The sequence below is a fragment of the Agrobacterium sp. T29 genome (assembly GCF_006970545.1).
Lineage (GTDB): Bacteria > Pseudomonadota > Alphaproteobacteria > Rhizobiales > Rhizobiaceae > Agrobacterium > Agrobacterium leguminum.
Window position 1 is genome coordinate 348830 of the sequence record NZ_CP040642.1, and the last position, 22338, is coordinate 371167.

The 22338-nt window shown below is 54.7% G+C and carries 12 protein-coding genes; 11 read left to right on the forward strand and 1 reads right to left on the reverse strand.

Annotated elements, in window-relative coordinates:
- Positions 1-11: 11 nt before the first annotated feature.
- Positions 12-7397, reverse strand: coding sequence for a hypothetical protein (locus FGF54_RS26740; RefSeq protein WP_142781909.1), 7386 nt, complete (start codon positions 7395-7397; stop codon positions 12-14).
- Positions 7398-8124: 727 nt separating this feature from the next.
- Between FGF54_RS26740 and FGF54_RS26745 the strand changes: the two genes are divergently transcribed.
- The 11 genes from FGF54_RS26745 (at position 8125) to FGF54_RS26795 (ending at position 22328) form a co-directional block, all read left to right on the forward strand.
- Positions 8125-9045, forward strand: a complete 921-nt coding sequence (locus FGF54_RS26745; protein WP_246667052.1) for a hypothetical protein — start codon at positions 8125-8127, stop codon at positions 9043-9045.
- Between the two features lie 91 nt (positions 9046-9136).
- A complete protein-coding gene (locus FGF54_RS26750; protein WP_246667053.1) occupies positions 9137-9523 on the forward strand; it encodes a hypothetical protein in 387 nt (128 codons plus the stop codon).
- Entirely contained in the window at positions 9520-11553 is a 2034-nt protein-coding gene (locus FGF54_RS26755) for a hypothetical protein (protein WP_142781911.1), read from the forward strand. The genes FGF54_RS26750 and FGF54_RS26755 overlap by 4 nt, the downstream gene beginning before the upstream one ends.
- Positions 11554-11643: 90 nt before the next feature.
- Positions 11644-12666 carry a hypothetical protein gene (locus FGF54_RS26760; protein ID WP_142781912.1) on the forward strand — a complete coding sequence of 341 codons (1023 nt, stop codon included), beginning with the start codon at positions 11644-11646 and terminating at the stop codon, positions 12664-12666.
- Positions 12667-12673: 7 nt separating this feature from the next.
- Entirely contained in the window at positions 12674-13450 is a 777-nt protein-coding gene (locus tag FGF54_RS26765; protein WP_142781913.1) for a hypothetical protein, read from the forward strand.
- Between the two features lie 130 nt (positions 13451-13580).
- Positions 13581-14132, forward strand: a complete 552-nt coding sequence (locus FGF54_RS26770) for a hypothetical protein (protein ID WP_142781914.1) — start codon at positions 13581-13583, stop codon at positions 14130-14132.
- Entirely contained in the window at positions 14129-14563 is a 435-nt protein-coding gene (locus tag FGF54_RS26775; protein ID WP_142781915.1) for a hypothetical protein, read from the forward strand. The genes FGF54_RS26770 and FGF54_RS26775 overlap by 4 nt, the downstream gene beginning before the upstream one ends.
- 4 nt (positions 14564-14567) lie before the next feature.
- Positions 14568-15194: a hypothetical protein gene (locus FGF54_RS26780; protein ID WP_142781916.1), complete on the forward strand. Its 627-nt coding sequence runs from the start codon at positions 14568-14570 to the stop codon at positions 15192-15194.
- A gap of 250 nt (positions 15195-15444) precedes the next feature.
- Positions 15445-16902 (forward strand): Shedu immune nuclease family protein, encoded by a 1458-nt coding sequence (locus FGF54_RS26785; RefSeq protein WP_142781917.1) that lies wholly within the window; start codon positions 15445-15447, stop codon positions 16900-16902.
- 59 nt (positions 16903-16961) lie between these two features.
- Positions 16962-21824: an ATP-binding protein gene (locus FGF54_RS26790; protein ID WP_246667054.1), complete on the forward strand. Its 4863-nt coding sequence runs from the start codon at positions 16962-16964 to the stop codon at positions 21822-21824.
- A 39-nt stretch (positions 21825-21863) separates the two neighbouring features.
- The gene (locus FGF54_RS26795; protein ID WP_142781918.1) at positions 21864-22328 is read left to right on the forward strand and encodes a hypothetical protein; all 465 of its coding nucleotides are present in this window, start codon (positions 21864-21866) and stop codon (positions 22326-22328) included.
- Positions 22329-22338: the final 10 nt, after the last annotated feature.

Below are 22338 nucleotides of genomic sequence, written 5' to 3' on the forward strand. Positions count from 1 at the left end.
TAAGATCTCCGTCAAGTGCATGTGATTTCGTTCGACTCAGAAACATTAGAACTTGTCGTGCCGCTCTCCGCGTCCTGCGGCTTTGGAGAGTACTCGAAGCGAACGCCGAGGCCATCAATGATTTCATCGATAACCAGATTCTGGCCATCCTCCCGAACCCCGACATACATGATGTAATCACGGCGCACACGGATATCGTCTTCGTTGTCATTCACATATGCACTCGACAGCGCACGAATGTGCGCCCCCGTAAACAGGTCAACGAACGTGCCTGGCTTTCGATGGCTGCTATCCTGCTCGGCGACCACGATCCGCTCATCGTCGGCTAGTTCCCAGCCAAGACCCAAGAAAGCGTTGACGACAATAAGGTCGGTCTTCCGGTTAGGCAGTGTCTGGCAGAATATCTGGGAGCCGACCTCAAACATCTCACCTCCGCGCATAAACTCGCAGATCGATCCTGGAATATAAGCGTCCTTCTTTCCACCTTCCTCCGTAAATATGGTGGCGAAGCCATATGAATCGTCGGGCGCAATCATCTTTATTTCTGCTTCGATCCACGGAAGATCGCGGATCTGACGGCGCGAGACATTTAAAGTCTTAAAATTCCTGCCAGAATATCGTTCAAACTCGAATTTCACTGGCATGGATTTGTAAATCTCGACGTCACGCTGTTCACCGAATGCGGCACGGCTGAAACGAAGCTCGGCTGTCGGGTCGGCGAGCACGGCGATCTTTCCGAAATCCTTATTTTCATTATACCACTCCACGAAGCCGTCATGAAGCCATTCGGCTGCCTCATTGGGTACCTCGAACATTCCCGGGGTGACGTTTCCAGTACCTCCGGTGATGTAGGTGAAACGCACCCTCTCTCCGAGGCCGAAGCGCTGAAACCCCCTTTGCTGCAGCATCCATATCGGAAAGCTGAACTCCTTCGTGTCGCCCAGTGCACGAAACACATGATGTCGTGACGGCTTGCCACGACCATCGCCACCAGCCACATTTCGTGTTTCTAGGTAGAAGCCGTAAACCCACGGTATTCGCTTGTATTCAGGCTTCATCTTGATGATCAGGTGCTTGCCTTCGCTTACATAGCCGCTGACGGAATAGTACTTCCCGGCCTCGCCGTCACGGATATCGGCGAAGCACCTGTGCCCCTTTGAAATAAATGCCTTTTTCCCACTGCCCTGCACTTCGACGACACGACCGTCTGCGCCGTCTCGCGTCGGATGCAGCAAGCAAAGCGCATCCTTGAAGCCACGAGAAGCGTCGAATTTCACATAGCTGATCGTCTTTATGCCGCGTCGCATAACCACCTGGCAGAGAATAGGTAGCCCGACATTGCGACGATCCGGTAAGTCTTCGAGGCGCAGCATATTACGGCTGACGCGTGCCAAGGTGCCATCCTCAAGTTCGGCAGCAACCCAATCAGCATCACGGCTGGAGTTTAGCGAGGCAAGCTTGGCATTGTCCGCGAGCACGGCCTTCTCAAGGGGCGTTTTGGTTCTGGAGACGGAGCGTATACCGCAAACAACCCACCCTGATTGTGTTTTTGCTAGCTTCGCCAGGGCCCACACATTCGCGCGAGACTCGACCGGTGCCAGTTTTCCGTACAATTCCTGTGGTATCAAACTGACTTCTGTGCCACCGCTGGTCTCGAACACCAGTAGCCATCTGCCTGACTTCGAAACAGTGATTTCTCCAAGAACCCAGCGCCCACCCTCGAACTGCGGCACGTCCACCACACGTGTGACGGAGAAGCGCCTCTCGGGTTCCTGCTGCAGGTCTACAAAGGCCCGCACACCCCTCGGCAGATGCAAGGATACCCAAAACTCGGGCAAAAAGTCATCGTGAAGGTAGATTACAGGCAGCACCTCACATTCAAGTTCCTTGGGCCTTACCACCTCAAGGCGCCAGCGACGTCCCTTGGCAGTCTCCTGGACCGCACCCACAATGACCTCAACGTCTCGGAAAAGCCTTCGGCTGCAATTCAGAACACGGCTGACAAGAGGATACTTGCGATTGCTGAAGACGCTGCCAGCGATGACGTCGCCTTCATAAAGCCGCCGATAGCCGGCACGAAACAGCATCTGCTTGGGCAGTTTTATGAAGCCACTGAGATTTTCCCCCTCAAGAAAATACGCATTGTGCTTCATAGAGAAGTTTCTCACGGTCAGATGGTGGCGAGTAAGTAGGTTATAACTTTTATCTCTTGTCTTGACATAGGTTATCGTTGGCTCACCGTCTGGACCATATTTCACTTCGCACAGCAGGACGTCGCCGATCTTCAGGTCATTGTGCCCCGCTGTCTGCGCAAGCAGTAAATTCCCCCCCGCAGTCGCGAAATTATTTATGTCAAGTTGTCGCGTGTCCGCCGGTGCTTCGGCTCGAAATCTGCGTGTTGGTCTATCCACATCGATTACAGTAAACTCTTCAAGCTCGCTGTCATCGACATGTAGAATAGCGGCACTTCTTGCTTCGTATCGGCCACCCTCGCGCGACACTCTGCATATCAGGGTTTGCTGGGGAACCACGATTAATCCGCTGCGCTGAATCACCTCGAGAGGAAGCAATATTCTCTCGTCGTCTTCACCGCCGAGAGTCGCTCCGCGTGGAGTAAGCTGTTGTACGACGAGTGTGTATTCTTTGTTGGGATCAAACTCATCGGCATGAAACGCAACAAAGCCTTTCCCAAGATTTATCTCAAAGTTGCGAGCGTCCTCATTTGATGGATCGAGGGCGGTCCACAGTTCGTCTGGACCCGACACTCTCGGCTGCACACCCGGAAACAACTTCTTGAACATCGAAGAAAATGTACGAACTTTTCTTGGGTCCGTATTGCTCAGATCGGTAAGAAAATGCGCGATCCCTCCGGTCAACTCAATCAGCTTGAGCGCCTTGAAAGCGTCGTTCGTGAATTCACGAATCTCCTTCTCCCTAGCCTGATGGCCAATTAAATGGGATGTCTCGCTCAGCGTTACGCGCCGCAAGCCGAGTACCTTCTCAAGCGATTTGACGAACCATCCACCCTGATTCAAAAGGATTGACTTGTGCTCACGCGGTACAAAGGCAAGCAGCCAGGAATTCGACGCCCCCATGGCAATCCTGGCACCCAGCTCTCCATTTCCGACGACGCCGGGATAAAGCAGGTCAAGGACCGCCTTAACGTGTTCCCACCCGCGTTGAGACACTGCGAACCTTCCATTTCGGGGTTTCAACAGCGACATAACCAATCTCATGGGTTCTCGAATTTGCTCCCGCTCAGCACAGAACGCCTCTGATATGGTCAGCAGTTCGCTGGGCCGCTCTGTCGCGGTTGGGTTTGAATCCTCGCCAGAGATTTCCCCGTCTCTGTTTTGCCGAATGGAATTGAGCGAATGGAATTCGAGTGCCGAAATGAGGTTTGGTGCCAAGCTGATCTCGTGCTCCCCCCATTTTCCAAAGCACACCGGAGCGGCAACGCTTGAGCCAAAGCCCACATTCGCCCGTGTCGCCTGAACAAGTTCTGATGCTAGGAGATCCCCAGCCATCGGCCTGGGCGGCGCGCGAAAACGAAGCAACAAACTGACAAGATCCACCCCGAACCTTTCCGTGGATCCATTTACGAAATCATCAATATTCTCCGTATGGCTAACGGAACGGTTGACGATCAGATTTCGCCTGCTCGCGCGATGCGCCTCGAGCGCGTGCCACACGGCTTCGGCGTAGCGCCTTCTGAGACTCTGACGCAGGACGTTGTCAGCGGGCAGGATCGGATCAAGACCGATCAGCGCCGCAGCCAAAATGCGCGTGGATCGATCCCATGCTTCCTGCTCCGCACTTTGCTGGAGCTTGTTGGCCGAGAATATCGCACTGTATCCACTCAATCCTTCCGGGTGCGTTTCGAAATCTTCTTTTAGTTGCGTAAGCTCATCCAGCCCCGTACCGAAGGCACTCGATCTCCCCGAAAGAGATAAGTATCTCTGCATGCCTTGCGCATAAATAGAAAGATCCAATGGCGTCAAATCAAAAAGTACAGGAAGATAAACCTCTAGAATCTGGGAAGACTCATTGGGGTTAATTTCGGAAATCTTCGATGATACATTCAAAATACGGTTAATGTCCGAGGTACTCAAAACTCCTTTGAGATCGATAATTTCGTCGCGGTCACCGAAGAACACGCCTGTATTCTCCGCATCCCTTATCTTGATGCTGAAAAGGCGTGCGACGAACGCCCGTCGACGCTCTGAGAAAACAGCTTCGTTTTCGTGACCAATATCTACGCAGGCGTCGATCGCGCGCACGGCGGCAAGGTAGGACGGAGCGACGTCGATAGTTTCGCGGTCGTGCTTCGCCCACTGGGCGGTGAGATCCGCGACAACAATGAGCCAGAATGCTCGACCAACATTGTCCTTTGCCGACTGCGCCATCTGTGCCGCTGCAGCAACAAATCGTTTGGCGACTGGCTCGCTCAACTCTGCAAGCGCCGCGCTTTCATGAAGAATCGGATGCCGGAGAGAAATCCCCGTATTCTCTATGACTTGGTAGGCTCCCTTGATCACGTCGCCGATGAAATTGACGTCTACGCCAAACTCTTCCGTCGAAAATCTTTGCGGAAATCTTTGATATATTTGGATTGTCTTGCGCAGTGATTTTATCAACAGCTGAGACGCGCTGAAATGAGAGTCGCTTCTGGAGGCCACCTGCTCAGCCAAACATTGGTAGTTTCTCTTCAGAACCTCGTCTGCGGTAGCAGGAAGCCCCTCAAACTCATTTCCTTCACCAATATAACTCCGAGCCAAGCGGATATTGGCCTTCTCCAGCCAATAGAGAAGACGGCCACCGCTATGGCCGCCTTCAACATATCGGGCCAATGCATTGATCGTGTCGATATACGACTTCTGGGGCAAACCGGCATCGTCAATATCCGGATCTGCTTCAATTAGTTCCTCGATAACGCTGAGGTCAGACGGGTAATGGCTTGCAAGATCGCTCAAATACTTTTGGCACTCGGCTAATAGTTCCTTTGCCTTTGTCACATCGGCACGCCGTAATTGAATTCCTGCCGCGTAGAGGGTCTTCGCCAGGAAAAGACGATGATGCCGCGCCTCCAACTGATCGATATCGCTCGCCGAGACACGCAGAAGCTCCCGCAGAACCACCAGGCCACGCATGGTGAGCGAAAGACTGGGGCCATAGCTCGCGACTCTCCCCCTATTGACGACCCCGGCGCCGCTCCACTTCGGAGACAGACGATGTGTCACTAGATCGATACGCTTGATCCAATAGCTGAGAAGGCTAGGCGATATGGGAACAAAGAACCGGGTTTCCGCCAGCCGGTCGAGGACAGCGCGCGAAGCCATCAGTATCGAATGCGCCCTGCCGGGGTCGTAGCTGCTGCCGGGCGTACAATAAGCCTGCGCCATCATCTCATCCGCGCGGCAGGCGAGCAGCACAAACTCGGAGACGTCCGAGCGCCGCGTGTCCAGTGATCTCTCGATCCGTTGCCTCGCCCACCTTGCTAGAAAATCGAGTGCACCAAGCGATTCACCGGGCGGCTCGACGCGCATCATATCCTCAATGAAGTCGAGGTGAACATTGAGCAATTCGGACAATCGCCGCGGGTCGGACATTTTCGACAGTGGGCTGCCATCCGTCGCCAGGGACGTCCCCAGGCAGTTCATTAGATCGTTGACCGCGCTGCTCAACTGATGCAGAGGCTCGCTTTTGCGCCTGTTAGCGAGGTCAAGCATGAGTGCATCGGCAAGCAGGGCGCGATCATCGCCTCTATACTCCTCGTAAGTTCGACCGGATTTTCTGGCCTTCTCCCTCCATTCCTCAGCAACAAGTTTTGCCAAGAGCCTTTGGTAATGGTGCTCAACGACCAGTCGCCCTGGCGCCGTCTCGACATCACGAAACATACCGGTACCAAGCATCCGATCCATCAGGTTCTCATCTGAGATGCCCAAAACGCTGCATACCTTGGCAAGCAATGCTCTATCGAACTCGGACAAGAACCATATAAGCTTGAGTAGCCTCGCTTCGTTGTGTGGCTTCCGGACCATGATGTCTGCGAAAATGCTTTCGAACGGCTGTTCGTAGAATTTCTGGTCGCCTGATTTGTGAGCCCCGTTCTTCTGAAGATGTTCAAGCTTCGCCCTCAGCTCGAAGGGGAGTGCGGTGTGTCGAAGAATTGCTTCCATCGCTGGCGTCTTGGCATAGTGCCCCAAGCCTAGATTCGAAACGAGCTGCAACATTTGCTCTGTCGTTTCGAACCCACGCAAGGGCAAATATGTCGCAGAGTCAAATGGGTGATGCTCTTGGTTGCTGACACCATCGAAGCCAATCTGCAACTGTGCGACCGAAAGAGACGTGCTGGCTTCTCCCGACAAAGAGAGATTTGCAAAACCGGAACGAACGATACCGAGTTCATCGAACGAACTGTTGCCACCGAGCAGGAAACCCTCGGATAACGCCACATTGGGCTTATCAGCCGCTTCACCATGCGCGCTGAACCAGCCCACCTTGTACTGCGAAAAGAGTACGACCGTACCCATTGACAGCGCGTCACAAAATTTTCGGACGTTAAGTTCGAGGCCGGTGCCCTGATCGGCGCTTGCACCTGAAAACAGACGATCGTGACCATCCACGAAAACGACCGTCTTGTTCTGAGGAAAGTCCATCGCGAGATCATTGAGGTCGGCCGCGAGAAAGCCGGGGAGCTTCTCGAGGCAATCGTCGATTCCCCATGATTTGACACCGGCAAAATCCTGCTCGAAACTCTTCAGAGAGGCCCAATTTATCGTCTTGCCGACCAGATCGCTGAAAATCTTTACCAGGGGCGATATCGGCGACGCCTCGACCACGGAAAATGCACCGTCCTTGGCTAGGTCCAGCAGACTCGTTAGATTGTCGAGCAGACCTCCCTCCACAGCATCGACATATTCCTGACGGGAAAAAAGCCCTTTGTATTTAGGATGACTATAGTCCTTGCCCTCAATCCTGCAGATATTCATCAACAGGGCATCAAATCTCTTGAAATATCTGAAATGAGATGTGAGTTTTGGCTGATGACCAAGGTTGAATATGGCATTCATGCGAAGCGACAGGAACCAGTCCAGTAAGCGATCATTGCCGCGGTCAAGACTGAGATATGTAAAATTGAATCCTGGCTCAGCAGATTTGGATTGATCTCGTATCTTTGTAAAAATCTCGGATTTGAGATGCTCGAAAAGCCATGTCTTTCCGCTTCCGCCATCTCCATGAAAGAGAATGCCGGCCTTCTTATCGCTGCTGCTATGTTCGATCGCCTTCCAAAACGCGTCCTCATGTGAGTTTCGATTGACGTAATTCTGCGATTCATAGGCCGCACGCGTCACAATATATTCTCTTCCCAATTCAATCTGAACATCGTCGGTCAATAGAAGCGTGTGCTGAAAGAAAATGCAAGCATAGGCCTTCAGGCTGATGCATCGATGAAGCACAGGAATTCGCCACGCAGTGGCTATGGACCTAAAGCAATTAACGGCCCAATATCGAGGTCGGCGGAATCACACCCACATAGAAATTGAAGATGGCTGCGTGAACTCTACTGCAAAGCCCCGTTAAAAAGCGGGGGGATTACCATCGCTGCAATTGACGTGTTGAGGCGCGACGAACGGCTGCTACTGGCTGCAGCGAAGTATGTCGGAACGACCGATTCGAAGGTGCAAAGCTGCTATCGAACAGGGCACCATCTGGCGCGGAAACGCTGTTCACCCAACCTTCTTGCGTTGAAGGGATCCGAACCTAGGACCCTACTATTTCAGTACAGCTAACGCCCTGAAATTGCTCAGCGGCGGAGTATTCGTATCTTCTGTGGAGCGGCTGATACGGAACCACCGCGGCCCCAATGAGCATATTCGACGTTGAATGTCGTTAGAACATCCAGCATGCCAAGCGAAGATGACCGCACGCAGATCTGACCCCAGATTTCGGACTGTCGCAGTCCAGCGATGCCGCGGATGATCCATCAAGCCACAGCCATTCAGTCCCCGACCATTTACCAATGAGATCAAAAAGCGAAATGATGCTACCTAGGGCCGTTAGGCTCTCTTGCACGCAACCGTCCTTCATGTAGATTGCCAATACTGAATGCTGGGGGAAGTCTTGCAGTCAACAATAACTATTTGGAATCCCGACGACTGGGAGATATTTGCGCTTGGCCTCCTGAATTGTCGGCATGGCGTCTTAAACGTCCACAAAGTACCCGCCAAAGACCGGGGCGATCTTGGTATCGACTACTACTGCAATAAAGACAGCGTTGCATATCAGTGTTACGCGGTAGAGGAGCCTATCGGAGTCGCCGAGCGCGCGAAGAAGCAAAAAGACAAGATCACCAAGGATCTGGGTAAGCTTCAAAAAAACAACGTTATCGTTTCGAAACTCTTCCTCGGCGCGCCGATAAAGAGATGGGTGTTGCTCAGTCCGTTACACGACAGCAAGGATGTGAACATACACTGCGCGAAAAAGACGACGGAGCTACGATCTAAAGCACTGTCTTACCTCGACACTGACTTTGAGGTCCTTATTCATGATCAAGCGTTTTTCGGCGCTGATGCCTTAACGCTCAATGCAGCGCAACTATCGTTGATCAAACTCAGCATACCGAATCCGACAAATCCGCAGATTAGCTCTTGGGAGAAGGAAGAGGGGTCACAGGATTTGCTATCAACCGCTCGTACGAAGCTCGCGAAACGTACAATTCCTCAGAAGCTCGAAGATGCGGTTGCGGATGCCACTCGTTATCATCTGCAGGGCGCGGCACTCATGAGTGCTCTTCGATCCCAGGCACCCGAGTTGCATGACAGTCTTGCCACGGTAATTGCAAGCCGGAGGCGCCATTTAGAGTTTGCCGGCCCCACTGCAGTTACGGCAAGCGGTATACTAAACGATGAGATTATGAACCTTAAGGAAGCAATCAAGGGGGCTGCGCCAAATCTATCGCCTGAGAACATCGATCAACTCGTGTTCGGAACAGTCTCTGAATGGATAATGCAATGCCCATTGGACTTCCCAAATGTCCCGTGAAAGCCCTTTCTTAGACATCCTTAATACATCCGAGTTCACGTTCACCGTCCGCCCAGAGCCTGTCGCTGGAGACCTGCGGATGGCTTGGGGAATGGCAATACTGCTCCTAAGTGTATTTTACAGTCGCGGAAAAAAAGCGAGCTTTCAGAAACTCCAGTTCCTTGCACATAATGTGCGACTCGAAGAAGGACGGGAGGAGGCGCTTGGATTGATCGCGGGACGGTATCGTCCAATCGATGTATCGGTGAGAGTCGAGCCTTGGCTAAACCGTGCGGTGGCTCTCAGCCATTCGATGGGTCTCGTAAGCGTCAATAAAGGATCGGTGGTTGTTTTGACCGACGAGGGTCGCAAAGCAGCTGAGGCAATCGCCAAAGACAGCGGCGTTCTCGACGCCGAGAGAGCCTTCCTGTCCGAGGTGGCGCCGAAGCTGACTGATGGGTTTATGAAAACGGTGTGGCGTCCGGAGAATCTTGTATGACTTTTAAATTGAAACGCTTCAGGCTTCGTGCGCTCACAGAGCAGGGCTGGTATGGCGTTGAAATAGGTTTCACCGACGGGCTAAATGTTCTCTGGGCCGACAACACCATGGGCAAATCAACTTGCCTTCAGGGGATGATTTACGTTCTTGGTTTGGAACGGATGCTAAGCCCTCGCCGTGAGATCCCTCTCCCACACGCGATGACAAGCCATCTTGAAACAGATGGCGGCAAAAGCGTGCGGATTGTTGAATCTGACGTGATGCTTGAACTGGAAAATTCAGTCGGCACAATAGTGACAGTCCATCGCCCTGTCGTCTCAAAGCTCGATGACCGCCTGATAACAGTACAATTTGGCCCTGGCCTGTCTGAGCCTGAAGGCCAGTATCGGACCCAGCAGTTCTTCGTGCGAGACCCAGGTGCTGCTCAACGTGAGGATGGATTTCATCACTTCTTGGAGAACTTTCTTGGCTGGGAACTTCCCGTAGTTCGAGGTTACGAGAAGGAAGACATCAAGCTCTATCTCGAAACCGTATTCCCGCTTTTCTGGGTGGAGCAAAAGTCCGGGTGGTCCTCCATTCCCGCAGCCATCCCGACGTATTTCCGCATTCGAGAGGTGCACAAACGAGCGGTTGAGTTCATCGCGGGGCTTGAGGCCTATGAGATTGAGCGCAAACGTGAACAGTTAGATCAACGCATCAACCTTCTGACCAGCAGGTGGGAGACAAATTGGCAGGACCTCAGCCAGCTGCTGAACCGATCTGCCTCCCGCATTGAGGCACTCGGTAGAAAGCCAATCGTCGATTTGAACGAGATCACGAAAGCGTTCGTGTCAGTAGCAACACAAGGTGGGTGGACGCCGCTTGATGAGCATCTTAGGGTGCTGAAGTCCGAACTCGACACGATTTCCCAAGCCGAAGTGCCGGTCGTGTCCGACAATGCGCCCGCTATAGAAGCCAAACTCGCCGAAGTAATCGCGCACGCGGAAAACCTGAATGTCCAGCGCATTTCAATAAATGGAGTGAGGCAGGTAAAATTAGCCGACGTTGACGCCCTGACACGGCGTATCCAGACTCTGCGAGAAGATCTGCAGAAAAACCAGGATGTTCAAAAGCTACAGCGCTTTTCAGGCGTCCAATGGTCCCTTAGCCCGGACCGCTGCCCTACCTGCGAACAAGGATTGCAAGACACATTATTATCTCAAAATGCACTCGCATCGATCATGCCAATCGAAGATAATATCTCATACATCAAATCTGAAATCAGGATGTTTGAAGACATCCTTCGGCGCGAAGAAGAGGAAAATCGAGAACGCGAAGGACTACTCTCACAGCTAAATCGAGACCTCAACGAAGCCTATACGGCAATACGAACGTTGAGAGCTGACTTGGTAGCACCGGCGACGAGCGTTTCGGCTTCAGCGATCGAAGAGCGCATTCTGATTGAACGAAAGATTCGAGATTTTTACGAACTGCAATCCATGTTTGATGATGCGATAAACGGTTTCGGCGCTCTTTCTGAGCAGTACATCACGCTTCTTCAGCAGAAAAGCGCACTTCCTGACGACGAGCTGTCCGACAGCGATAAGGCAAAGCTTAACCGTCTGTCTGAATTGCTACGTGCACAGGCGCGGCAGTTTGGATTTAAAACCTTTCAACCCGACGATCTTGCTATCTCTCAGGATACGTATCGCCCTGAAGTTGAGGGTTTTGAGATCGGCTTTGAAACATCCGCAAGCGATGCAATACGATTGAAATGGGCTTATCAGCTTGGGCTGCTCGAGCTGGCCGCTTCTTACAGCACGAACCATCCAGGTGTTTTGGTCTTCGACGAACCGCGTCAACAATCATCTTCGAAGGTTAGCTTCGAGCAGCTGTTGCGACGAGCAGCGACATCAAAGGGTCGTGGACAACAGGTGATTTTCTCAACGAGTGAAGATTTGTCGATCCTAGAACCGATAATAGGCGAGATTGATTGCACCAGAATCATTCTTAAAGGCCACGTCCTCCAACCAATTTCCTCAGGTGATTGAAGCCGAATTGCTATGGCGCCGCCGAAAGCGGAAGATGAACCACTTCTCTGGCGAGCGCGCTCGACCGGCGGCAGGCGAGATTGACCTAGGATGACAGCTCTCAGCTTTTACGCGGCCCTCCTCGATCAAATGGATCTCGCCCTCGAACATCTCGACAAGGGCAGCGTTCATGATGCTCGTTTTGCCCTGATGCTGACCGACAATGCGGTGGAGCTCGCAGCCCATAAGCTCGCCACAGAAAAGTATGCTCACCTTAAGAGCTGGCACCATTTAGAGGAGGCGTACCCCCATAAGCTGGAGTTGGCCGAGGCTGTCGGACAGTCCTTTGACGCCAAGCTAAAGTTTGCACGTATCGAGAAGATGGTCTCAGAGGAACAGGCACGGACAGTTGCAATAATGCACGAGTTCCGAAACGAGCTGTACCATGTCGGCCTCCAGCACGAAGCCATCCTGCCAGCCGTCGCTACGTTCTACTTCTCGGTGGCCTGCGACATTCTGAAGGCGTTTCCCGGTCATGGTCTTTACTACGGCAACAAGATGGTAATCCCGGAACGCGCGAAAAAGTATTTCAATAGCAGCAGACGCAATCCGGCCGAGCTAGGGGACTTCGAGAAGGCATGCGCAACGCTGAAGGATCGGTGCCGGTTCGACAGAGGCAAGACGATCGGTGCGCTCGCGGACCATATGGATTTTATCGTCACCGAAAACAACGTTTACCTCGATGTCATCTCAACTGGCGTGTATCCCAAGGGGAAGGGGATCATGCGAGATCAGGCGACGATTGATTGCCAGACACGGCGGCTGGCCTTCTTGCCGGAGGGGCATAAGTTCGCACGCGAGAATGGCTTTTCCGGCAGATCCATCCATGAACTTGTTGACTGGCTCGCCACTAATTATCGCCTTACGATCAAGAAAGATCCCATACCAGGATGGAGGCGGCGGGTTCAGCGTTTGCGCTCTAAGGCCAACACGCATCTGGCCGTTGCCACCTACGTCGACTTTCTGAGGGACACCTCGCAATTCCGCGACGATCTCGCGGAGAGCTGCGCGGCCGCCGAGGCTGAGATCGACCGTCAAATTGACGAAATCCGCACTCGCCGCCGAAAGGATTGATCCTCCTATGTTGAGATTTACGGATCCGCAGGAGCCAACGATCGCTGATCGATGTATCCGCCCACTTTGTTTCGCCGCTCCTGGTGACGAATACTACGGTCTGGATGGGTTCGAGCTCACTCTGCAGGATGGGACAGTTGATCGCCGTTTTCAGTTCGGTCTCCAGGGCACCTCTGTTCTCTTCCAGTACCGAGGAAGACATTTTGCCGTCTTCACGCGCCACCAGATAGCAACAATCTCAGACGAAACAGTAGCGGCTTTCAAGCACCGCATGGACTATCTGGTGGTGCTGATGGACGATGGCACCGACAGCACCAGCATTCCATTCAACACATACCTTTTCTCGCCCGAGGCCAACGAGGACGAAAGTGACTATGTGATCGGTGTGGTCGAATACGAAATGCTACCAGCGTACTCGCGAGAGCAGTTCTTCCCCGTCGAACGTCGCCACACTGGTCGTACTGGTGATTTAGCGTTAGCTTCAGGCTTGCCAAGCCATCTCCAACGAATGGTCATGGAGAATGGCGGTATGCGGATCCACGCAATCTGCAAGTCGGGAGAACTCGATTCCCGCAATATCTGCGGTGTGCTGCGATATCCTGAGGACGCACAGCCTTTGGACGGCATGAGCGGTGGAGCTGTCTTCGTCACACGACTAGCTGGTGATGGTCATACCTTTGAAATCTTCTTGGATGGCATGATCCAGCGAGGCGGACGTGGTTATGTCCGCTACCTCGGCCTCGATACCATTTTAAACCGAATAGATGCCTACCTGGCGGAGTAGGATCCTATGTTCCAACGGAAGGATACGGGCAATCAGGCTTCTGAAGAACCAGTAAATGCGATTTGAGCCGATTTGAGGTAACAATTGTAGAAAAAAGTAGTCTATGGGGATTTTTCGCGGTCGGGGAAGCATGGGGACAATCAAGGGGAACATTCTCCGATCATTCGGACTGCACCGCAGCGCCAATGAGGCGGAGGCCGCGAACGAGGAGCGTAGGCTGCTGGCAGCAGAAAGGCGAAAGCCGGAGAACAAACGACCACGCAAAGTCTCGTACCACGAGATCATGAACGATCTCGTGACCGGAGAACCAGGAACTTTCCTCGATCGGAAGATCCAGTCTCTCATGGCCTTTGATATGTGGCCGCCGCAGTCGATGACTGAGTCCTTCGATAAGGTTCGGGAGAGCGGTCAGGACAATGCGTGGACTACATCCGTGCCCGGTATTTCGAAACTCATCATGGTCTCGTATCCGCAAATCTATCGGACGATTAGCATCCAGTTTGGCCCATCCCGGGCGACATTCGCTCTAGATGGCGTTCGCTACAGGGTGCAGGGAAAGACACCGGCCATGGCACTCATGGCCGTCCATCTGACCGCAAACCGGATCCGCCACCCGGCCGACGATGATACGACCGGACTTGGGCCGCTGGTTGAAATTCTCGGAGATTACGAAGAGCAATGACGCTGGAAAAACTGTCATCCCCACAATCCGGTACGCTGGGCGAGCTGCTGACCGTGGCAAAGCTTAACACACTCGGACTAGCGGCCTATATGAGCCCGGAAGGCGCACCCGGTCACGATGTCATCGTTGTCGTGGATGGACAGCCAAAATCGATCGAGGTGAAGACGCGACAGTTCCTACGTCGGCCGACCGAGATCACGCGCTGGCCTGTTGAGATGAACAAGAAGGGCGACGCGGATTTCTTCATCTTTATCGAACTCGACCTGAGGACGATTGCACCGACGTTCTACGTCCTGACGAACGAGCAGGCTCGCGCAGTCCATAGGAACTATGAGGGCGGAGGAAATTGCTATCCGCCAGAGGTTCGAAAGCAGATCCGGCCCAACGACTTCTCCGTGTTGGGGTCAGGTGTCGCGGTTCTTGAAAGCTAATCCGATGGGCGATACGACACAGAGCCGCCGCAGCCTGCAGATCAGCCCGAAATACACGGCCGCGTTCTGGCGCGGGCTCGAACTGAATCCCGACAATCCGAAACAGGAAGACTGGCTGAAGGCAGTGGATGTTCTGCGGGATCGGATACAGGGCCGCTTCATCAAGCCGGCGCAGACCCTGATCGATGTCGATAAAGTTAACAAGCAGCAGACATATGGCTTCGCGATCCTAGCCCTGGATTGCCTCGTTCTCGAAACAATTCAGGGTTTTCGTGAGGGCCTAACCAACCACACACGTCAAAGCGGTCGGCTGTTCAGAGAGTTCCTGAGCAACTGGCAGCCATTCATCGATTGTCTCGGCGCTGGCATGGTGGCGACGAGAAAGGCTGACGAGTTCTTTAGCCAAGGGCGGTGCGCACTCCATCACAGCGGGGCGACCGAAAAGATGACGGTCGGGGTCAGCGGCCCAATAATGCGCTTCGATAATGGTCAGATCACTGTGAACCGCACACTGTTCCACACAGAGTTGGAAGCAGAGTTTGATCGATATCTGGCAACCTTGGCCGACCCGCACTTTGTAGATCTTCGAAAGAAATTTCTCCTAAAAATGAACACCATATGTGGATTATGATAGCAACGACGGCATCCAGTCGGTTTCACCTGCTAACGCGCTGATTATTTCGTTGCGAGCCTTATGGATCTTCAATTGTTTCAAGACCGGGCGAGCCTATCAAACAGGGTAGCTTGCTTTGATCTCAGCAGGCGCAACCACCGTGAAGACGGACGGCGCCGTTGGCCTGCAAGTCCCACCTTTTCCGTCCACTCCGATTGCAGGTTGTACTCGTTACACCTATGTTTTGCCAATATTTATAGGATAGCGTATGGCAACCTTCGGCCCCCAGTTCGGTGATGACGATAAAGGTACTCTTTTCCTGCAGAGAAAGGGGCCCGGCTTCGTCGAGGTGTTCTTCACACCATCCGATCAGCGAATCGCGATCGCTGACCTCACCGAAATCAATACGGCGCAGGTGCTCATACGCTTTGATGCGGGCAAGCACACAACCACGCTGTTCCCGATCAACACCATGCCGGAATCTGAAGATTTCCTGATGCCGAAATATGATCCTATTGTGTCGATTGAGATCATTGAAGACGAAGATTTCTTTCAGGATTTCAACGAATTTCGTACCATCGAGGATATTCAGGCTTTCCTCGCCGAGGGCATGCCGAAAGGGTTTGTCAAAGACCCGAATTTCGGTCTCGGCCTCGAGCGCAAGCTTTCGTTTATCGTGAATGCTATCAGGCAGGTCGAAGGCGTGACGAACCTGCGTGTCACCGACAAGCGCGAGCTGGACGTCGGCGTGACGGATGATGGTACGACATACGAGATCGGCTATACGCTCTTCGACGAGTTACGCCTGAATGCAAACAGGTTCGAGAAGAAGGCACAGGGTTTGACGCGGCGGAAGAAGCTACAGGCTGCGTATACCAATCTCCTGACGCGCCTGGACAGTGAAAAGTTCCCAGTAAGGGTCTTTGACCGCGCCCCCGATGACATCGCCGACGTGATTGGTGACACGATCACGGATACCAAGCTCTCGGATAAGGACCGGGCAGCCCTGGTCAATATGGCCTCGGCGTCCGTCCGCACTTCGATGAAGTCCCAGCGCGGCGGCCTGCTGAAGCTGCACGACGAGATTGAACTCGCCTCGCTCGATGAACTGATTGCACGTATCGAGGAGCGGTTCGCCGAACGAACGACTGAACTGCAATGGCAAAAACTCCTCGAGGCCAACCCCTTCATTCTCGATATGGCGTTCAATGTGCCGGTTTTGCTCGTGCAGGGCCAAGCGCATGTGGGAGGCAGGATCCTGAATGGCTCCGGCGAAAAGATTGCCGATTTCCTGCTCACCAACAAGCTGACCGACAGTATCGCGGTGTTCGAAATCAAGACGCCTGGGGCAGAGCTCATCGGCAGAAGGGAATATCGGGGGGGCGTATACACCGCGTCGACAGAGTTAGTTGGCGCCGTGGCGCAGGTGATTGACCAGATCGACAAGCTGCGTAGCGACATCTATCGGCTTCAATCGCAGAACCGCGCGGTCCCGCTCGAAACCTATGGCGTCAGGGGAGTGATTCTAGCGGGTATAATCCCCGAAGGTCCACGAAAGCGTGCCTTCGAGCTGTATCGTGCAAGTCTCGCTGGCGTAGCCATCATCACATTCGATGAGCTGCTCTCAAAGCTCAAGTCGCTTCGCGATCTACTTGGCGGAAAGGCCGAGATTGCCCCAAAAACTACTCCGAGCCACGCACGCCAATTCGAGGACCTGCTTGGATGACTGCTCGCAAAGCCGCTCGAACGTCAAAGCCCGCCGGTGGACGCGCGACCGAGGGAGGCATGGATTTTCAGGCCGAGGTCGGTACATGGCTCGCCGCGCACATCCTGGCTCGTATCCCGGTCGGCGGACGCTTTGGACTTGCGAACGGGGCGCTTCCAGTCAGCCTGCGTCTGGAGACTGGAGAAGGCCTCGATGACATCGAGCTTGGACAGGATGACGATACCCGGATCGACTTCCAGAGCAAGACCAGCGCCGGTCTCACGAAGGATGCTGAAAGCCCGCTTGGCAAAACTATCGCGCAACTTGTCAGGACCATGGTTGAAGCGCGTAAAACAGGTGTGGCCGTCGATGGCGCGCGTTATCGGGCCATCCTTGCGGTAAGCGCCACCGCGCCACGTACGCTCGATAAGCTCGAGAAAGGCTGCCGGGCTTTCGATACCGGAGGCACCTGGACAACGGTGAAGTCGCAGCGCAGCCAGGTTGAAGCCGACGCACTGGGTCTTTTCGAGACCCACGCACGCGCCGCCTGTGTGGATCTTGTCGTCGACCCTCCAAGCGACGACGAGCTTGTCACGATAGCCCGTCTGTTCAAAGTCGTCCGTTTTTCGATGGACGAGGGCGAAGATAACTGGCGGGAGGCCTCCCGCGTGCTCGGATCACGCGTCTACGGCTCGGAGGCTGCAGGCGACGCACCCTTGCGAGATCTTAAAGCGATTGTCCGGAACCTCATTGGCAGCGGTGCGCCAGCGGATCGCGAAGGGCTGTTGCGAGCGCTCCGCGCTCTGGATCACAACGACACGGGTGCTCCAGGCTATGATGCCGATTTCGAACGCCTCTCTGATGTTACCGACGCAGAGCTCACCCGGCTGACTGGCCATACGTGCCTGCCGATCGAGGGTGGAATACCAATTCCCCGTCAAAGTGACAGCCCCATGGCGTCAGCCATCGAGACCGGTTCGCTTATTGTGATCGGCGAGCCCGGCGCGGGAAAAACCGGGGCCCTGGTGGCGCTGGCACAAGCGCGCCGCGCCGCCGGCGAGAGGGTCATCTTTCTCTCGGTCGATCGCTTCCCCGGTGTTGCCACTTCGGCCGACCTGCAATCCGAGCTTCAACTCGCTCGACCTCTATCCGAGGTCCTGGCCGCAGCACCGGGCGCTGGTCGAAACCTGCTCATCATAGACGCGCTCGATGCGGCGCGCGGCGGCCCGGCCGAAGCCGTATTCGCGCAGCTAATCGAGACAATGGCCACAAAGAGCAAGTCCTGGACGATCGCGGCGTCTATCCGCACGTTCGATCTCCGTAATGGCCGGCGCTTTCGCGACGCACTCCCCGGCTCGCCACCTGATCCGCGGTTTGCTGATCCGACACTACGCAATGTCCGCCACTTCAAAGTGCCGCGCCTCAGCGATCCGGATCTCAATCAGGCAGGCGCGGACGCCGGCGCGCTTGGAAGCTTGCTTGATGCGGTGCCCGAACGGCTGCGCGATCTCCTACGAAACATCTTCAACCTCTCGCTCGCTGCACAACTGCTTTCTGACGGCGTTGATCCGGAAAGCATTCGGACAGTCTCGACCCAGTCGGATCTGATCGACGCCTATGAAGATCGACGGCTGCCAGGCACGCCGCTGCATCGCGCCGCCGGCGCGACGGTTGATGTGATGGTTCGCCGCAACCGCCTCGCGGTCCGAAAGGTGCTCATCGCAAATGACAGTGTCGATGAAGTGATTGCTTCGGGTGTGCTTGCGGAAACCGGCGACCTCGTCAGCTTTTCTCATCACGTACTTTTCGACCATGTTGCCGGACGGTTCTTTTTGGAATGGGACGATCCCGCGCGCCTGATCGTGCAGCTGAAAGGCGGTAGTGCAATCGCCCTGATGCTCGCGCCAGCTTTGCGTTTTGCTGTCGAGCGGCTATGGCGCAGCGACAGCGAGGGAAAGCGCGCTGTTTGGCGGCTGGTTGCTGACATCTACGCTAACACCAACGTCGATCCAGTATTGGCGAATGTCGCCTTGCGGACGGCGATAGAGGGTGTGAACTCACCATCAGACATCGCGGGCCTGATTTCATTGATCCAAGCGCGTGCTACCGACGGGGCGATGGCGACGTTGTTATCGCGGCTCGCGCGCTTCGTAGGGCTTCTAGTCGATACTTCGGGAGGCATTGCGTGCCAGATGGCGACTGCGTGGGCAGAGGTCGCTGACGCCGCGATCACGACTGGCGCTCGCGAGATGTCCGATTCGACGCGGCTTCTGCTCCAGAAATTATTCGAAAAAGCTGATCTGTCTGATGTGCCGCTTCTCAACCTATTCGGCCGCGCTTCGCGAGCACTCTTAACCCTCGCATGGACGGCTGAGCCGCCGATGCAACAAACGGCGATAAATGCGATCCGGTTCGTAGGCAAAAGCTTTGCTGCCGAGCCTGCGACCTCCCGGGCGCTACTGGATCGCATCCTGCGTGATCCACATTTTTCGGCCTACGCCGACAAGGAAGCGAGCTGGCTGACGGAACAGATCTTGCCGATTGCCCGATCAGATACCGACTTCGCCGTCGAAATTTATCGAGTGCTTTACTCCCGCGAAATCAGCGATGACAGCGTCTCGCATTTCGGCGGTCAACCCAGCCGGATCATGCCGCTTTCCTCAAACCGCAGACAGGACTATCTCCACTGTAGATATCATCTGGGCAAGGATGCGCGTCAGCTGTTTGACCTATCGGCTTTTGCCGGCACGTGCGCTGCGATTGAGGTGGCATTGGGTGAAATTGATCGTGATCTTCCGATTGGCGATCGACGGCGCCGTGTAATCGTCGCAGGGCGCGAGCCGTTCGACCTCCTTGGCAGCGATTTTGCGCAACTCGCGTGGGATCAACCTAACGGACGCGGGGGGAGCACGGAGGACAATGTTCTTGGGCATTTTGTCGGCTTTTTGCGAGGTTGCCCGACGGCTGCATTTGTCGAGTGCATCGAGGCAGCCGCAATCGGATATTCAAGTCCTGCCGTGTGGGCGCGGCTGCTAGGCATCGGGGCGGAGCGGGTCGTTGAGGTTGCAGGAGCGCTGTGGCCGTATGCGAGCAATCTTTCGATCCTCAACCATCAGGTCACAGTCAGGGACGCCGTTCGCTTTGTGGCCGCCGCCTATCCTCACATTTTGATCGAGGGTCGCGCGGATTTCGAAGCGGAGGTCCTTCGCCCCGATCTCTTCAGCGACGAATATGAACAGCGTTGGTGGCGACGGGTCTTAAGCCGTTTCCTCTCCTCCGTCGATGAGGCGTCGATCGCAACAGACGCGATGCGAGCATTGCGTGCCGAACTGGCAAATGCGGGCGAGCTTGCCGGAAATCCGCCTCTTCGGACTATGACGCTCACCTCAGAGCCTGTGCATGGAATGATGCGCCGCATCCTCGCCGGGGAAGGCGTCGATGTCGATAGCGGCGTGAACGCGAAGATGGTCGACCAGTCGGAAGTCCTTGCGGAGCGTGTGAGGCAAACGTCCTCGCAAAGCGACGCGACTGCTTTATCGGCTTTGTGGCTGGAGACAGAGGCGACCATTTTCCTGTTTGACGCGAACGCAGCTTCCCTCAATGCGAGCGTCGAACAGCCTGTTTGGGGCACTATCAGCAATGCGATCGAAATGATCGCCGGTAACGAAGCGTATTTGCCCGAAAACGACGGAATGCCGTCGCTCGATCTATTGCTCGGCGTGCTCGGTCGTCTTTGGGCAAGCCGGTTTCCGGAGCCGAAAGACGGTGAAGACAATGTACACGGCTATGGCAATTGGGCAGTTCGCGTATATGCGGCTGAGTCCTATCTGCACCTTGCACATAGGTTCGGAGAAGATCGCCCCGAGATAATCGACAGGATCGAAGCGGTTCTTGCGGACCCGGTACCAGTGGTGCGGGTGCAAGCGGCCGAAAACCTGCAGGTACTAAGTCGTGTCGCGCCGCAAAAAATGTGGGAGCTGGCCGAGCGCATCGTGCGCAATGAACCAAATGTCGACGTACTTACGTTCCACGTCGCTCACGTCCTGTCACGTTTGATCTGGAGCGACGTCGACCGCGCGGAAGGGCTGATAGAGATCGTCGAACAGCGCCGCCACAGCTTCGTTCGGACAGAGAATTCCGGCCGCGATGAACTTTCCGAAGTTCTGGGTGGACTCGCAGCTCAGCTCTGGGCTGGACAGGGCCGAGAGAGGGCGCTGCAGTGGCTAATTGAATGGCTGAAGGATCTGGTCACGAACCAGGACCTGCTAGTTGCTTTCATCTCGCCGCTTCGCGAGGCGTTCATCGCGCGCTATAAGTCAGACCAAGACAATGACCAGTCGCTTTCGGATCGCGCGCAGCGTGGGTCAATGCTTATCCTTGAAGTCTGCTCGGCTGCCGCGACAGAAAGCTATGCTGTGTTGATCGCCGACGAAAGGGAGGGTGCGGCGCGAGACGCCGCGATTGCCCGATACCGGGCGGCAGAGCATATCATCCACCATCTCATGAACCAACTCTACTTCGGTTCAGGGGCATACCAGGAGAGCAGCAACCGAAGTCAAGGGCTTGACACCTCTGAGGCCATGGGCAGTTTCCTCGCCGACTATCGCCCGATGTTGGCACTACTGTCGAAGTCTCACGAGCCAGCGACGCATCATCATCTCATCGAACTCTATGAATATTTGATACCTGGAGATCCCGCTTGTGTCTTCAAGGCGCTCCACGGGATCCTTTTGGGAGCCGGCATGCGAGAAGGATATCATCATGAGAGCCTCGCCCTCAAATTGATCGTCAGCATCGTCACGCGCTACCTTGCGGACTATCGTTCCCTTTTTGAAGATGAAGCATGCCGCACCGAACTGCTTGAGATCCTCAAGCTGTTTTCCGATGTTGGCTGGCCCGATGCGATGAAGCTGCTCTACGACTTGCCGGAGCTGTTACGCTGAGGTTTTCAGGGATCGAATTCATTTAATAGGAGGGGGAAAATGGAGGCAGATATCAGTGACAGCGAACTCCGGCGCGTCTGGAACCAGAAGACGATCCCTGTAGTTCTGAGACGCGGCGGAAAAGGCCAGCGGATACGGGCTCGCCTCCCTTACTCCCAGCACAATCGGCTTTGGCTGCAACACGGGCAAAAGCTGCAGCCTGCCTGGATTGAGCCTCTGCAATGCTGGGAACTGCCAAAAGCTTGGTTCAACGACTTCGTGACACGGGCGCTGGAGAAATACAGGCAGCTCTATGTGATCCAGCCCTACCGCGAGCAGGAGAAATGTTCCCCTTCCTGCATGAATGCCCAGCACCATGAATGCCAATGTTCGTGCATGGGCGCCAACCACGGCGCCGGCAACGATGGGAGTTGGTTTGAAGTCTCAGAAGCGTTCGCGACGCGCTGGGGAGATCAACATCTGGCTTGTAGACTTATGACCCGCAAACGTGGGGACCCAGTCTGACCACGGCGGC

Coding starts and splice junctions, on each gene's coding strand:
- FGF54_RS26750 (WP_246667053.1), top strand. CDS start 9,137: ATGGCAATACTGCTCCTAAGTGTATTTTACAGTCGCGGAAAAAAAGCG.
- FGF54_RS26755 (WP_142781911.1), top strand. CDS start 9,520: ATGACTTTTAAATTGAAACGCTTCAGGCTTCGTGCGCTCACAGAGCAG.
- FGF54_RS26760 (WP_142781912.1), top strand. CDS start 11,644: ATGACAGCTCTCAGCTTTTACGCGGCCCTCCTCGATCAAATGGATCTC.
- FGF54_RS26765 (WP_142781913.1), top strand. CDS start 12,674: ATGTTGAGATTTACGGATCCGCAGGAGCCAACGATCGCTGATCGATGT.
- FGF54_RS26770 (WP_142781914.1), top strand. CDS start 13,581: ATGGGGACAATCAAGGGGAACATTCTCCGATCATTCGGACTGCACCGC.
- FGF54_RS26775 (WP_142781915.1), top strand. CDS start 14,129: ATGACGCTGGAAAAACTGTCATCCCCACAATCCGGTACGCTGGGCGAG.
- FGF54_RS26780 (WP_142781916.1), top strand. CDS start 14,568: ATGGGCGATACGACACAGAGCCGCCGCAGCCTGCAGATCAGCCCGAAA.
- FGF54_RS26785 (WP_142781917.1), top strand. CDS start 15,445: ATGGCAACCTTCGGCCCCCAGTTCGGTGATGACGATAAAGGTACTCTT.
- FGF54_RS26790 (WP_246667054.1), top strand. CDS start 16,962: ATGGATTTTCAGGCCGAGGTCGGTACATGGCTCGCCGCGCACATCCTG.
- FGF54_RS26795 (WP_142781918.1), top strand. CDS start 21,864: ATGGAGGCAGATATCAGTGACAGCGAACTCCGGCGCGTCTGGAACCAG.